This window comes from Paenibacillus cineris (genome assembly GCF_018333335.1).
GTDB lineage: Bacteria > Bacillota > Bacilli > Paenibacillales > Paenibacillaceae > Paenibacillus_AQ > Paenibacillus_AQ favisporus.
Map to the genome: position 1 here is coordinate 786,680 of NZ_BORU01000001.1, position 14,333 is coordinate 801,012.

Annotated in this window: 11 protein-coding genes; 7 read left to right on the plus strand and 4 right to left on the minus strand. The window is 57.3% G+C overall.

The genetic code is table 11. From position 1 onward, the window contains the following. Window positions 1–108 precede the first annotated feature (108 nt). From KI379_RS04065 to KI379_RS04075, 3 genes are all read left to right on the plus strand, one after another. A complete protein-coding gene (locus KI379_RS04065; RefSeq protein WP_212982851.1) occupies window positions 109–1,332 on the plus strand; it encodes an amidohydrolase in 1,224 nt (407 codons plus the stop codon). A 104-nt stretch (window positions 1,333–1,436) separates the two neighbouring features. Continuing rightward, entirely contained in the window at window positions 1,437–2,660 is a 1,224-nt protein-coding gene (locus KI379_RS04070) for an amidohydrolase (protein ID WP_212982852.1), read from the plus strand. Window positions 2,661–3,012: 352 nt separating this feature from the next. Further along, entirely contained in the window at window positions 3,013–3,777 is a 765-nt protein-coding gene (locus tag KI379_RS04075) for a class I SAM-dependent methyltransferase (protein ID WP_212982853.1), read from the plus strand. Window positions 3,778–4,004: 227 nt separating this feature from the next. Here KI379_RS04075 and KI379_RS04080 read toward each other — a convergent pair whose 3' ends face one another. Further along, the gene (locus KI379_RS04080) at window positions 4,005–5,024 is read right to left on the minus strand and encodes an aldo/keto reductase (RefSeq protein ID WP_212982854.1); all 1,020 of its coding nucleotides are present in this window, start codon (window positions 5,022–5,024) and stop codon (window positions 4,005–4,007) included. A 370-nt stretch (window positions 5,025–5,394) separates the two neighbouring features. Here KI379_RS04080 and sigZ point away from each other — a divergent pair, with 370 nt between their 5' ends. The 4 genes from sigZ (at window position 5,395) to KI379_RS04100 (ending at window position 10,358) form a co-directional block, all read left to right on the plus strand. Continuing rightward, window positions 5,395–6,132: an RNA polymerase sigma factor SigZ gene (gene sigZ, locus KI379_RS04085; protein WP_089545929.1), complete on the plus strand. Its 738-nt coding sequence runs from the start codon at window positions 5,395–5,397 to the stop codon at window positions 6,130–6,132. A gap of 155 nt (window positions 6,133–6,287) precedes the next feature. Then, on the plus strand, window positions 6,288–8,270 hold the full coding sequence (locus KI379_RS04090; RefSeq protein ID WP_244879186.1) for a stalk domain-containing protein: 1,983 nt from the start codon (window positions 6,288–6,290) through the stop codon (window positions 8,268–8,270). Between the two features lie 183 nt (window positions 8,271–8,453). Then, a complete protein-coding gene (locus KI379_RS04095; RefSeq protein ID WP_089545931.1) occupies window positions 8,454–9,065 on the plus strand; it encodes a TetR/AcrR family transcriptional regulator in 612 nt (203 codons plus the stop codon). Between the two features lie 84 nt (window positions 9,066–9,149). Continuing rightward, the gene (locus KI379_RS04100; RefSeq protein WP_076170343.1) at window positions 9,150–10,358 is read left to right on the plus strand and encodes an MFS transporter; all 1,209 of its coding nucleotides are present in this window, start codon (window positions 9,150–9,152) and stop codon (window positions 10,356–10,358) included. A 203-nt stretch (window positions 10,359–10,561) separates the two neighbouring features. Here KI379_RS04100 and KI379_RS04105 read toward each other — a convergent pair whose 3' ends face one another. The 3 genes from KI379_RS04105 to KI379_RS04115 form a co-directional block, all read right to left on the minus strand. After that, complete coding sequence (locus KI379_RS04105) at window positions 10,562–11,272, minus strand: rhamnogalacturonan acetylesterase (protein ID WP_212982855.1); 711 nt, start codon at window positions 11,270–11,272, stop codon at window positions 10,562–10,564. 96 nt (window positions 11,273–11,368) lie between these two features. Continuing rightward, window positions 11,369–12,790, minus strand: a complete 1,422-nt coding sequence (gene uxaC / locus KI379_RS04110) for a glucuronate isomerase (protein ID WP_212982856.1) — start codon at window positions 12,788–12,790, stop codon at window positions 11,369–11,371. 53 nt (window positions 12,791–12,843) lie between these two features. After that, on the minus strand, window positions 12,844–14,331 hold the full coding sequence (locus tag KI379_RS04115; RefSeq protein ID WP_145025062.1) for a UxaA family hydrolase: 1,488 nt from the start codon (window positions 14,329–14,331) through the stop codon (window positions 12,844–12,846). Window positions 14,332–14,333: the final 2 nt, after the last annotated feature.

Genomic DNA, 14,333 nt, shown 5'->3' on the forward strand with positions numbered 1-14,333 from the left:
CAAATATTATAAATATTTTTCATATATCAAATCCCATGTTAGCATACGGGATATGAGGCAGGGAAGTCTGCGCTTCTATCACAGGACCACCAAAGGAGGAAGGGCTTGATGGAACATTCATCATTATGGCTGACCCATGTCCGGCTGGAGACCGGCTGGCGTTACGAAGGAGACGCCGTCAGCGGTACGGAAACCGCATTGTACCATATCCGCATTTCCGAGGGGAGCATCGCTGAAATCCGGCCGGCGGATGCGCTGCCGGAGGACGGCTTCCCCCACACGGACATGGGCGGGGCGTTGATGCTTCCGGCGATGCGGGACATGCATATTCATTTGGACAAAACGTATTACGGCGGCCCATGGAAAGCACCGGGACCTGCGCCCAAAGGCATCTTTTCCCGGATCGAGGAGGAGGAGAAGCTGCTGCCCAAGCTGCTGCCGACGGCGCAGCATCGAGCGGAGCGGCTTATCGAGCTGCTGCTTGTGTCCGGGACGACGCATTTTCGCACCCACTGCAACATCGATCCGGTTGTCGGGCTGAACAATCTGGAAGCGACGCTGCGTGCGGCCGAGACCTATAAGGACCGCGCCACCTTCGAGATCGTGGCGTTTCCGCAGCACGGGCTGCTGCGCAGCCAAGCGGCCGGCCTGGTGCGGGAGGCGCTGCGCAGCGGGGCCTCCCTGGCAGGCGGTGTCGATCCGGCCACGGTGGACGGCGACATCGAGAAGTCGCTCAACACGATGATGGAGCTCGCCGTGGAGGCGGACGCCGGGGTCGACCTGCATCTGCACGATCCGGGCCACCTGGGCGTGTTTACGATCCAGCGCCTCGCGGATCTGACCGAGCAGGCCGGATGGCAGGGCAGAGTCACGGTCAGCCACGCACTGGCGCTGGCGGACATTCCGCCGGAGGAGGCGGCTGCGGTAGCCGCCCGGCTGGCGGACCTTGGCATCTCGGTCACGTCGTCCGTACCGCTCGGGCGGACGATTCCGATCCCGATGCTGGCAAAGCAGGGGGTTCGGGTGGAGCTGGGGCATGACAGCATCACCGATCATTGGTCCCCGTTCGGCAAAGGGGACAGCCTGGAGAAGGCCGGAATGCTTGCCGAGCGTTTCGGCTGGGGCAGTGAGGCGGCGCTTGGCGCCAGCCTCGGCTTTGTGACCGGCGGACGGACACCGCTGGACGGGGAAGGCCGCCGGGTGTGGCCGATGCCGGGGGACGAGGCCAGCGCCGTCTTTGTGGACGCCAGCTGCTCGGCGGAAGCCGTAGCAAGGCGGGCAGCGCGGAAAGCTCTGCTGCATCGGGGCAAGCCCGTTTTCGGCGTGAAATAGAAATGAGGGCATAGCCTCTTGTGAATTTTTTTCACCATAGAATGAACTAAATACAATGTGAAACTTTTAGTTCAATCTATAGAATAGAAAGGATGTTGATATCGATGCAATCAGCTCTTTGGCTTACCAACGTCCGCCTGGAGAGCGGACTCCATACCGACAACGGCGTGGTGACCGGCACGGAAACAGAGCTGTGCCATCTCCTGATCCGGGACGGCAAGATCGCGGATAAAATTCCGGCGAATCAGGCGATTACGGACGATTTGCCGCGGCTTGACGCCAAGTCGAATCTGGCACTTCCTTCTTTTATCGAGAAGCACTGCCATCTGGACAAGACGCTGCTCGGTTCCAAGTGGCGGCCGGTTACGCCAGCAAAGCATATTTTTGACCGGCTGGACGAGGAAAAACGCCTGCATGCGGAGCATGCCGTTTCCATCGCCGAGCGGGCCTCCCTGTATTTGGAGACGGCACTGCGATCCGGCGTCACGCATGTCCGGACCCATGTGGACATTTACCCAGAGGCCGGTCTCAAGCAGATGGAAGAGGTGCAGAAGGCGCTGCAGGCGTTTGATGGCAAGCTGACGTATGAAATCGTCGCTTTTCCGCAGCAGGGGCTCCTGCGCTCGCAGTCTGCCAGGCTGGTACGGGAAGCGCTGCGCAGCGGGGCGTCGCTCGTCGGCGGGGTCGATCCGGCAACGGTCGATGGGGATGTGGAACAATCCCTGCGAACGATGGTCGAGCTGGCGGCCTCCGAAGGAGCGGGGATCGACCTGCATCTGCACGACCCGGATCATCTCGGGTTGTTTACGCTGAAGCGTCTGGCCAGCCTCACCCGGGATGCCGGTCTGGCGGGCAAGGTTGCTGTCAGCCATGCGTTCTGCCTCGGCGACATTCCCGCCGGGCAGGCCGAAGCGGCCGCAGACATGCTGGCGGAAGCCGGGATCGGAATCATCACGAGCGTGCCGATGAATCGCAAGTTTCCGCCCGTACGCCTGCTGCAAGGCAGGGGCGTATCCGTGTCGGTCGGCTGCGACAACGTCTTTGACGTATGGTCGCCGTTTGGCACCGGCGACATTCTCGAGCGCGCCGGCCGTCTGGCCGAAATCTCCGGCTGGGTGAACGAGCAGGCGCTCGCGCAGGGCCTGCAGTACATCACGGGCGGAGTAACGCCGCTTGATGCCGAAGGCCGCCAGGCTTGGCCGCGGATCGGCGATGAGGCGAGCCTTGCGCTGGTCGACGCGTCGTGCTCGGCCGAGGCGGTCGCCCGCAAATCACCCCGGGTGGCTACATTGTTCCGGGGGAACATCGTGGCCGGAGCGCTGGTCTGAGCAGTAGGTCGGGCCGGCTCTTGCCGTGCCGCTGGACTGACTGAAGCCCAATAGACAGCCGGGCTCTGCGGGCCGGGGGACAAACTTGAAAGCCGTCAGCCTCTGCGATGCAGGGGTTGGCGGCATTTTTGTGCTTGCGGTTTGGCGCTTGAGGGGATCTGCCAACAGGTGAGATGACTTCGCTTCTCTAAATTAGGTCTTGCAACAATACGCAGGGTTTTCTATAATCAAGACAGAAATTAATGGAACTGTGTTTCATTCTATGAAACATATCATCGAGAAAGTACAGCAGGATGCAGGTTCGTGGTTCGATGCGAGGGCATGATCTAATGTTGCTAAAGGAGCGTGAAGCATGATGAGCAGTGACAGCAAGGCAAGATTTTCAAACCGGGTGGAGAACTACGTCAAGTACCGCCCAAGCTACCCTGCGGAGGCGGTGGATTACCTCTATTCCGTAGTCGGCATGACGGCCGATTCGATGATTGCCGATATCGGTGCGGGCACCGGCATTTTCTCCAAGCTGCTGCTGGAGCGGGGCAGCAACGTTATTGCCGTGGAGCCCAACGCAGCTATGCGGGAAGCGGCTGAGCAAGAGCTTGGCGCGTCGCCGAATTACCGCTCGCACGCCAGCGCTGCAGAAGATACCGGGTTGCCTGCGGACGCGGTCGATTTCATCGTGTGCGCCCAATCGTTTCATTGGTTTGACCGTCCGGCCGCGAAGGCGGAGTTTCACCGGATCCTGAAGCCCGGCGGCAAAGCCGTCCTGATCTGGAACTCCCGGCTCACGAGCGGCACGCCTTTTCTGGAGGGATACGAGCAGCTGCTGCGTCTGTACAGCAAAGATTATGAGAAAATGACCCACAAAAACATTTCCGGGGCGCAGCTGCAGCCGTTTTTCCGGGATGAAGGCATGCACACCGCGGTATTTGGCAACCGTCAGCTGTTTAATCTGGAAGAGCTGATCGGCAGGGCCATGTCGTCTTCCTATGTGCCGGCCGAGGGCGAGCCGAACCATGAGCGGATGAAGCAGGGGCTGCAGGAGCTGTTTGAGCAGACCCAGGTGGACGGGAAGATCAGCTTCGATTACGAAACGGAATTATTCTGGGGTGAAGTGTAGCGGAAGTTTCGTCCCGGTCCGGACAGCACAAAAGCCGCGGATGCCCCAGCTAATAGACGCAGGGCTCCGCGGCTTTTTGCGATATTTAGAGACGGTCCAAGATCATGAGAAATGAATAAATATCTTAGTCAGGCTGAGCCATTTCTGCTTGCAGGAAAGTCTCCCGCTGAACGCGAACGCGTGCCCGACTCATGTAAACTCAGCTAGATGGCATACGGCTCAAAGCCTCAAGGGTGCTTGCGGATAATCGAATCATCCTCTTCCATAAAGGGCCACGCCGGATATTCGATCGGCAGCCGGCTCACCTCATCCAGACGGGCCAGCTCGTCATCTGTCAGCACGATCCCGCTGGCTTCGAGGTTATCCTGCAGCTGATCCGGGCGCTTGGCGCCGACGATTACGCTGGTTACCGCCGGCTGGTTCAGCACCCAGGCGAGGGCGATGCGGGCCACGGTAGACTCGCGGGTTTTCGCGATGTCCTCCAACACGTCGATGATGGAATAGGCTTTATCCACATCTACCGGCGGAAAAGCAAACTTGGTATGCCGGTCATCGGTATTTCCGGTGCGCGTGCGGGTGTATTTTCCCGACAAGAAGCCGCCGGCAAGCGGGCTCCATACGAGCAGGCCCATGTTCTGATCCTTCAGGACGGGAATGATCTCCCTTTCGATGTCACGGCCGGCCAGCGAATAGTAGGACTGGCTGCTTTTAAAAGCATGCAGGCCAAGTTCCCTGGAAATGCCCCGGGCTTTCATCAGCTCCCAGCCGGTCATATTGGAAGAGCCAATGTAGCGGACCTTGCCGCTGCGGACCAGGTCGTCCAGCGCCCGCAGCGTTTCTTCCCAATCGGTCAGCTGGTCCGGGTTATGGATTTGATACAGGTCAATATAGTCCGTGCCGAGCCGTTTCAGGCTTTCCTCGACCTGGCGCATAATATGCAGTCTGGACAAGCCGAGGTCGTTCGGGCCGCTGCCCGTACGCCCCCTCACCTTGGTGGCGATGATGACGTCCTGCCGCTTCGCCCCAAGCGCTTTGCCGAGAATTTCCTCTGAGCGTCCGCCGGCATAAATGTTGGAGGTATCAAAAAAATTGACCCCCGCGTCGAGCGCCTGCCACACAAGGTGTGCAGCGTCCTGCTCTCCCAGCCCGCCGAAAACGCCCCATTGTCCGCCGCCGCCAAACGTCATGGCTCCCAGCCCGATCTCCGATACCAGCACGCCTGTATTTCCCAACAAATTGTATTTCATTTTTTATCCCTCCAGGTTTTGTTTTAAGAGATCAGAATGTAAGCTTTTCAGTGGCCAAACATCCTGATCTCGCAAGAAAAACTTCCGCTAAAGGCGGTCTGTCTTCTGAGAATGTACGTCGATAGATGTTTTTGTTAAAAGATTAGAAATGATAAACCTCTGAGGCTAAACATCCTGATCTCGCAAGAAAAAGTTCCGCTAAACGCGGTCTGTCATCTGAGAATGTACGTCGATGAATGTTTTTGTTATATTGATGGAGACGGGGAAACCCGATCAAAGACGCAAAAGTGCGGGAATTTTTTTGAAAAATTTATATTAAACGCAGGATAAATATAAAAAAGCCGTGTTCTACGGGGAAGGAGATGTCATAATGCAGGATAGACCAGCACAGAAAAAGGGATATGAACCGAAGCAGGTACACACAGCCGTGAACCATTCCGTGATGACGGAAGATCAGGCCGGATACACGGATGCTGCAGGATGGAAGGCCAATGGCTGCCGGCCGGCGATCACGCCGGAAATGCTGTGGGATCAATATCACGAGCCGATTTCCGCTTTCGTAGCGCGCCGGACGAATCGCCACCCCGATACCGAAGATATCGTGCAGACGGTCTTCATGAAGGCTTACCTGCACCTGCCGGAACTGCAGGACCCGGATCGGCTTCGGGCCTGGTTGTATCAGATTGCGCGGAATGCGGTGACGGATCACTTCCGAAAGGAGAGACGGTTGGATGAACTTCCGGAGCAGCTGCCAAGCGTTGCGGAAGAGGAAAGCGAAGACTACTCGCAGGAGGCGATCTGCGGGATGAAAGGCGTTATTCCTTACCTGCCGGATAAGTACCGGGAGGCGGTTGAGCTCTCCGAACTGAAAGGGATGTCGCAGAAGGAACTGAGCGAGAGGCTTGGCATTTCCTATTCGGGGGCCAAATCGAGGGTCCAGCGGGGCCGTGAAATGGTGCGGGAGCTGATGAACAGCTGCTGTACGATCCGAACAGACAAGTACGGCAGCATCATCGATTACCGTGTGAACCTGCCCAAGCCGGTCGTCTATGGAAGGGTTGCCAAGAAGCCGGCACGGCGAAAAGCTTCGACCCGGGCGGAGCGTTAACGTATTTGGGTGGGTCAGCGAATGTTGTTAATCCCTTCGTTGTAAAGAACACGTCACAATAATGAGTGGCGTGTTTTTTGATTTGAAGGGATATTTTGCCATGGTGTCGAATCATACAAGGATTTGCCTAAATATGACAAAGAGGGGTTATGAACTTGAACGTAACATGGAAAAGAAGGCTGTCTACGATTGCGCTGGGCGCCTTGATGATGGGTGCCGTCCCGGCTTTCGGCCATCAGACGGCTTCTGCCGACGGGGCTCAGCAGCTGCAGATTAAAGACATCGCCGGCAAAAATACGTATCTGATGAGTGACGGCTCGATGTGGTCCATGGTCGACGGAAACCGGACCATCTATACGAAAGGCTCGGTCGACGAGATTTCGGGGAACGTGTACGAAGGCTTGGGTATCACGCGTGACGGCCGGTTGGTTGAATGGGATATCGGCATGAAGCCTCATGTGGTTGAGGGGAAAAGCGGAATCAAGCAGGTGTCCGGGCCGTACCGGCTTCAGGCCGATGGTACCGTCTGGGCCGGTGACAGCAAGCTGAAGAATCTTAGCGACATAACGCTGATTGGCTACGGGGAGAAGGATTTTGCCGCATTGACCCAGAGCGGAGAGCTGTTGTTCAAGGATCCGTACAAGACCGATCAATACAAAAAAGTCGGAACCGTAAACAATGCCGGATCGGTCAAGTCGATGGCCGTGCATGACGACCGCGTCGCTCTGCTGTACACAGGTGGAGAAGTCGTGGTCTATCAAATGTCGAACTTTGACGACAATGGCCGGGTTATCCCGGTAACCGTTGCTACTGATGCGGTACATATTTCTTATGTTTCCGCAGAACCAACCGATGTGCTGATTGTGACTCGCAAGGATGGAACCGTATGGCAGACGGGAGAATACTCCAACCGCTGGAAGCTGACCACGCAGGTTCAGGGGCTGACCAACGTGGTCAAGACGGCGGTAGATGCGTATAAGGATGACTTGACCGAAGGCATTTACGCGCAGCGTGCCGACGGGACATGGGTCATCAGCAAGGACGGCGAGGTCCAGCCGGTGGAGGTGCCTGCCGTGAAGGCGGTGTCCATGTCCGTCTCCGATAAGAAGCCGTATGTTGGCGATACGGTACAGGTCGATATTCAAGAGACGTATACCAACGGGGCCAAGCTGAAGGTGCCTCTGAAGGAAGCGCAGATCGACATGGACAAGCCTTACCTGCTGAAGGTGCAGCCTGACGGCAAGCTGAAAGCGGCCGGCGTAGGCGAGACGAAACTGACGGTGACTTCTGGCAGCGTCTCATCCAGCGTGACGGTGACGGTCAGCCTCCGCGATCCGTTGAAATATGCCAAACAGGTCAGTGGAACCGTATATCTTCCAGCCAAGACGGTGTTCAAGGCGCTGGGAGGTACGGCTGAGGTATCGGGCGGAAATTGGAACGCTGCTCTCGGAGATGCGAAGCTGTCATTTAAGGCCGGCAGTCAGGCAGCACAATTTAACGGCAGTCATCTGACATTAAAAGCGTCGCCAATCATCGACAAAGGCGAAACGTACATCCCTGCCTCCCTGCTTGCCGATACGCTGGGGGCCAAGGTCACCTGGGATGCCAAATGGCGGCAGGCCGAAGTTGCACTCGGTCAGGGCAAGATGACGATCGTCTCCCAAGACACTGCGGGCTTGATCAAGAAAGCAATGCAGGGCAGTCTGGCCAAATTCATCGGGAAAACGTATTGGGTGAACGACTTTGATGGCTGGGAACGGTTCTCCAAAGTCACGGTGACGGATGTTCTTCCCACGGACACCGGAAGCTTTGTCGTCGTTTTCAAATCGGCTGCTGGAAAAACGCTGAAGAGCTATGCCATGAATACGTCGGAAGTGACGCAGTTGTTTGCCGACTCAACGTACTTTTTGAAATATGATCCCTATACAAAGTATAAATGGTCATCTTCCGTCTGGAGCCAGATCAAGGCGGGCAATGTAACGCTTGGCATGACCAAGGAGCAGGTGCTGCTGTCCTGGGGAAATCCCGCCGCCAAAGATATCCAGTCCGTGAACGGAACGAAGATCGAGACCTGGGGCTGGTCCAATTACGATGTTGTCTCTTTCATCGATGGCAAGGTTACATTAATCATCATGTAACGGCTGGATCAGCAATCATTTGAGCCGCCAGTCCATTTACATAAACCGGCGCCGGGTACACCCCGGTGGCCGGTTTTTTTAGATCGTGTCACAGGAAAAATAAACTGCGGCTTGCCATGAAAAAAATGCCGTGCTACAATACTGACTGAACGTTCGGTATATATATGTATTGGAGTGAGCGTCATGAACCAGAAGCAGCTGCAAAGCGAACAGACCAAGAGGAAGATTGCAGATGCCGCCCGCACGCTGTTTGTTCAAAAGGGTTATAAGGCGACTTCGATCGAAGATATCGTGGCCGCGACCGGGAGCAGCAAAGGCAACATCTACTATCACTTCAAGAGCAAAGAAGGATTATTCCTTCACCTGCTCGAAGAGTGGGACCGCGAATGGGAACTGAACTGGGAGCAAAACGAGCACTTGTATAAGACCACTACCGATAAGCTGTATGCCGTGGCGGAACAGTTGGCGGCTGACGACTTGAACCATCCGCTCACGAAGGCAGCCGATGAATTTTTTCATAACGAAGAAAAGACATCCGAAGTGGAATCCCGTATGGCCGAGATGAAGGTCAAGCATTTGGCGTTTAATCAGAACCTGCTGCAGGAAGGAATCGACCGCGGCGAATTCATGCCGGGCGATGCCGAGCGGCTCGCGGCCGTGCTGGAGGCGATTTTTTTCGGCGCCAATCAGCTGTCGCGCAGATTAAACCCTGAGAAGACGACCCTGCTGTACCGGGATGCCGTCACTGTTTTTTTGAACGGAGTGGCGACGGATAAGCAAGCAAAAGAACGATAGCGGAGAATGGTCTTCGTTATCTCACGCCATAATACATAACGAACGTTCAGTATACATGCTGAATTTGCTTACGGAGGCTTTTTTATGTCGCTGCTAGTTAGAAACCGGGGAGCCATTCTGCTCCTCATGCTCAACAACTTCATTATTTTTACGGGCATCGGACTTATCATTCCAATTATGCCGAGTTATATGAATCTGCTGCACATTAACGGAAGCGTGCTGGGCCTGCTGGTCGCGGCCTTTTCCATCACGCAGCTCGTCTTTTCGCCGATCGCCGGCAGGCTGTCGGACTCCATCGGCCGCAAAAAGGTCATCCTGGCCGGACTGCTGCTGTTCGCCGTGTCGGAATGGTTGTTCGGCGCTTCCAGCACGCTGCCGTTTCTGTTCCTGGCGAGAATGCTGGGCGGGGTGAGTGCGGCTCTGGTTATGCCGGCCGTCATGGCCTATACCGCTGACGTCACAAGTGAGGAAGAGCGCGGGAAAGGGATGGGCTTCATCAACGCTGCCATCACGACTGGTTTTATCATCGGACCTGGCATCGGCGGCTATCTTGCCGAATATGGCATTCGAGTTCCTTTCTACGCTGCCGCGGTCGGCGGGCTGCTGGCCATGGCGGTTACCGCGTTCTTCTTGCGGGAAGTGCCGAAGGCCGCGCAGACCAGCGACGGATCGGATACCAAGATGGCACCGGCCGGATTGCTGCGCCAGCTGGCGGGTGCCTACCGGGCCCCTTATTTTATCAGTCTGATCGTTGTGTTTGTCGCTTCGTTCGGGCTCGCCAATTTCGAGACGGTGTTTGGGCTGTTTGTCGATCATAAATTCGGCTTTACGCCTAAGGATATCGCCTTTATCATTACGTTCGGCTCGGTCTGCGGGGCGGTGGTGCAGATCACCATCTTCGGCTGGATCCTGAACCGGTTCGGAGAGAAAAGAGTCATCACGCTCAGCATTTTCGTATCGATCCTCTTTATTATTTTCACGCTGCTTGTGCATACGTTCTGGCTTATGGTCGCCGTGACCTTCGTTCTGTTTCTGGCAATGGATATTTTGCGCCCGGCCATCGGGACGCAGATGTCCAAGTTTGCCAATGAGGAGCAGGGTTATGTGGCGGGGCTGAACTCCGCGTTTACGAGCCTTGGCAACATTATCGGTCCGATCATTGCGGGAGCGCTGTTTGACATGAATGTGAATTATCCGTACATTCTCGCGAGCATCGTGTTGGTATTCGGATTCCTGCTGTCCTTCAAGTCCCGGGAAACGCAGTATGAGCTGGAGTCCAGATCGGTGCGTTAATTCAGGGACGGGTTAGCATGATATATAAATAAACACCGGAATATGATGAAAAATCCTCCGAGCCCTATGGGCCCGGAGGATTTTTTTTGCGTCTATTAGCGGAATAAAGCCGCAAGTCATGGCCATGGTCCCTGTGAATCCGCAAAGGCTTTAAGCTTGCGGGCAAACAACGGCCATCCATGAGCAGGCCGCCACTCGCCGCATCAGCTTGTCGGGGCAAGGTTGCGCAGCAGCGGGTGCAGTCCGGGCAGCGCTTCGCACTGCCGGATCGCTTCCGCTGCCAGCGCGGCGATTTCCCGGGCACCCCGGTCCGAGAAGTGCGTGTCGTCGGCGATCCCATCGGGATAATTGGGATGGGACCCGGCGGGCAGATGCATAAACAGATGCTTCGACTCTTCCTGGCCCATCCGGAGATACAGCTGCTGGGAAGCCGTGAACAGATCGAGCAGCGGCGCGCCAGCCTCCTGCGCAGTTTCGCGCATTGCCTCGGGGTAGGGACCGACAGCGTCGGGATCCGGAAGTCCCTCCGCTGTGAACCGGCGGCGGCTGACGGAAGTCAGCAGGACGGGGATGGCGCCGCGCGAGCGGGCCGATTCGATAAACCGCTTCAGGTTGGCGCGGTATTCCCCGCCGGGAGCAGGATCCGCGAAGCGCGAAGGATCTTCCTGCTTCTGATCGTTGTGGCCGAACTGGATGAACACGTAGTCGCCAGGCTGAAGCTCGTTCTCCACGGCGGCCCAGCGGCCCTCGGCGATAAAAGAGCGGGTGCTGCGCCCGTTGATGGCCCGGTTGTCTACCCGGATCGCCGGATCCAGGTGCTGCTGGAAATATTCGCCCCAGCCGGTCATGGGCTTCTCGATGGCGCCCTTCAGGGCGGCCGTGGAATCGCCGACGATATACAGCGTCATGGTCATAGAACGGAGTCCTCCCTTTCTTTTACCAGAGACCCAAAAGTGGTCTGCTGGCATGGCTTGGGGTGGTTATCGCTCAGCATTGCCTCACGCTTATGCTTAGGAACGAAGCGCTTCGGGAATGCCGAGCTCCTTGAAGCCGAAATACCGCTCCGCGTTGCCGTAGGCGATATCTTCCACGATTTGTCCGAGCAGCGCCTCATCGTCAGGCGCTTCCCCGCGCTCGGCCCACTCGCCGATCAGCTCGCACAGCACGCGGCGGAAGTATTCGTGCCGGGTATAGGAAAGGAAGCTGCGGGAGTCGGTCAGCATGCCGACGAAGTTGGCCAGCAGGCTGTTGTCGGAGAGCAGGGTGAGCTGATGACGCATGCCGCTGCGCGTGTCGTTGTACCACCATCCGGAACCGAGCTGGAATTTGCCGGCCGTATCCTTTTGATAGCAGCCCATCAGAGTCAGCAGGACGGGATAGTCGTTCGGGTTGAGCGAATACAGAATCGTCTTCGGCAGGCCCTGGCCGCATTCAGCACGGTCGAGCAGCCGGGACAGCGGGCCGGCCAGCGGCAGGTCGTTCAGGGCGTCATACCCGGTGTCAGGCCCCAGACGCTTGAACATCGGCGTATTGTTGTTGCGGAAGGCATGGATATGCAGCTGCATCGTCCAGTTTTTGCTGTGATACAGTCCGATCAGCGCGCTCAGCAGCTCCGTGCGGTAAACGGTGATTTCCTCCAGGGAGAGCGTCTCGCCGGCCACCCTTTTCGTAAAAATCCGCTCCAGCTCTTCGGCGCTGCCCTCCTGATAGCGCAGCACGTCGATCGCATGGTCCGAGAGGCGGCAGTCCTGCTCATGGAAAAAGTCGATCCGCTGCTTCAGAGCATCCAGCAGTTCGGCATACGTCGTGACCTGCTGGCCCGCGGCTTGCGCAAGGCGCTCCAGCCAATCGGTAAAACCGGGAGCGTCGATGTTCAGCGCCTTATCGGGGCGGAAGGCCGGGAACACGCGGAAGCCGGTGTCCTCTTTTTTCAGCAGCTGGTGGTATTCCAGCGAATCGGCCGGATCATCGGTGGTGCAGACGACCTTGACGCCCGAATTCTTGATGATGTTCCGCCGCCGGAAGTCATCGGTCGCCAGTTTGGCGTTCACCTGTTCCCAAATCCGCGGGGCGGATTCTTCGTTCAGCAGTGCGGTAATGCCAAAGAAGCGGCGCAGCTCCAGATGGGTCCAGCTGTACAGGGGATTGCCGACCGTTTTCGGGACAGTCCGGGCCCATGCCAGAAACTTGTCGTAATCGGAAGCGTCGCCGGTAATATGGGATTCCGGGATGCCGTTCGCCCGCATTAACCGCCATTTGTAATGGTCCCCGGCGAGCCAGGCTTCGGTCAGGTTGCGGAAGTTCTGGTTGTCATAGATTTCCTTGGGGTCGAGGTGGCAGTGATAGTCGATGATCGGCATGTCTTTGGCATGCTGATGAAACAGCTTGCGGGCGGTATCGGTCGTCAGCAGAAAATCGTCGTTCAAGAACATGGTCCACAGCTCCTTTGGATAAAAATCGAAATAGATTTATTAGTCCAGTGACATCACAGAGTAACCCCGGTTTTAAAAATGGCCAGCTCCCGTACGTCGTTTTGCTCGTTCCGCGTTTGTTGGCCGCTCGCCACCTGGATCAGGTAGGCGATAAATTCCTCCAGCACTTCCTGCATCGGACGGTCCAGCAGCGAGCCGGCGTTAAAATCCATCCAGTGCTTTTTCTTGTTGTAGAGGTCATGGTTGGTGGCGATTTTGACGGTCGGGACGAAGCTGCCGAACGGTGTGCCCCGTCCGGTCGTGAACAGCACGAGCTGGCAGTCTGCGGCGGCGAGTGCGGAAGACGCTACCAGATCGTTGCCCGGCGCCTGCAGCAGGCTGAGGCCCTTCTTGCGCAGCTTCTCGCCGTACTGCAGCACGTCGACGACCGGGGCGGTGCCGGCCTTCTGCGTACAGCCGAGCGATTTGTCCTCCAGCGTGCTGATGCCGCCGGCCTTATTGCCTGGGGACGGATTCTCGTAAACCGGCTCCCCGTAGGACATAAAATACTGCTTGAAATCGTTGATCAGCGAGGTGATGCTCTCGAAGACCTCGCGGCTCTCGGCACGGGCCATCAGCATGCGCTCGGCTCCGAACATTTCCGGCACCTCGGTCAGGATCGTGGATCCGCCCTGCGAGATAAGAAAATCGGAGAAGGCGCCGAGCAGCGGGTTGGCCGTAATGCCGGAGAAGCCGTCGGAGCCGCCGCATTTGAGGCCGACGTTCAGCTCGCTGAGCGGGATCGGCTCGCGCTTGTCGAGGCTTGCGGCTTCATACAGCTCTTCGAGCAGGGCCATGCCGGCTTCGACCTCGTCGCCAACCTCCTGCGCCACGAGGAATTTGACGCGGGACTCGTCGTAGTCTCCGAGCAGTTCACGGAACTCGGTAACGATGTTGTTCTCGCACCCGAGACCGAACACGAGCACGCCGCCGGCATTGGGATGATGGACCGCGTCCAGCAGGATGCTGCGGGTCTGGCGATGGTCGTCGCCAAGCTGTGAGCAGCCGTACGGGTGCTTCAGGATCGTGACGTTGTCAAAGGGACCGAGGTCCGGGTGAACGGCTTTGAATTCCTGCAGGATCAGCTCGGCCACACCGTTCACGCAGCCGACGGTCGGGACGATGTACAGGTCGTTGCGGATCCCTGCCTTGCCATTGGCCCGCCGGTATCCTTCAAAGGTGAGGCCCCGGTTCGGGTAGGAGATCGGATGAAGGTCCGGCTGGTATTCGTATTCTTCCTCACCGTCCAGGTTGGTCCGGAGATTATGCGTATGCACCCAATCGCCAGGAGCGATCGCGGACACCGCATGGCCGATCGGGTACCCGTATTTGATCACCATATCGCCGGGGGGAATCGCCGTCAGGGCGATTTTGTGGCCCTGCGGAATTTCCTGGGCGGACTCCAGCTTCACGCCGTCCACTTCCAGCGGTTCCCCGGCCTGAATCGGCCGGAGGGCAACGGCGACGCTGTCCCGCGGGTTCAGTTTCATCAATGATTTCATGT

Bases quoted from the DNA above. Each gene is read 5' to 3' on its own strand.
- KI379_RS04065 (WP_212982851.1), top strand. From the start codon at position 109: ATGGAACATTCATCATTATGGCTGACCCATGTCCGGCTGGAGACCGGC.
- KI379_RS04070 (WP_212982852.1), top strand. From the start codon at position 1,437: ATGCAATCAGCTCTTTGGCTTACCAACGTCCGCCTGGAGAGCGGACTC.
- KI379_RS04075 (WP_212982853.1), top strand. From the start codon at position 3,013: ATGATGAGCAGTGACAGCAAGGCAAGATTTTCAAACCGGGTGGAGAAC.
- KI379_RS04080 (WP_212982854.1), bottom strand. From the start codon at position 5,024: ATGAAATACAATTTGTTGGGAAATACAGGCGTGCTGGTATCGGAGATC.
- sigZ (WP_089545929.1), top strand. From the start codon at position 5,395: ATGCAGGATAGACCAGCACAGAAAAAGGGATATGAACCGAAGCAGGTA.
- KI379_RS04095 (WP_089545931.1), top strand. From the start codon at position 8,454: ATGAACCAGAAGCAGCTGCAAAGCGAACAGACCAAGAGGAAGATTGCA.
- KI379_RS04100 (WP_076170343.1), top strand. From the start codon at position 9,150: ATGTCGCTGCTAGTTAGAAACCGGGGAGCCATTCTGCTCCTCATGCTC.
- KI379_RS04105 (WP_212982855.1), bottom strand. From the start codon at position 11,272: ATGACCATGACGCTGTATATCGTCGGCGATTCCACGGCCGCCCTGAAG.
- uxaC (WP_212982856.1), bottom strand. From the start codon at position 12,790: ATGTTCTTGAACGACGATTTTCTGCTGACGACCGATACCGCCCGCAAG.
- KI379_RS04115 (WP_145025062.1), bottom strand. From the start codon at position 14,331: ATGAAATCATTGATGAAACTGAACCCGCGGGACAGCGTCGCCGTTGCC.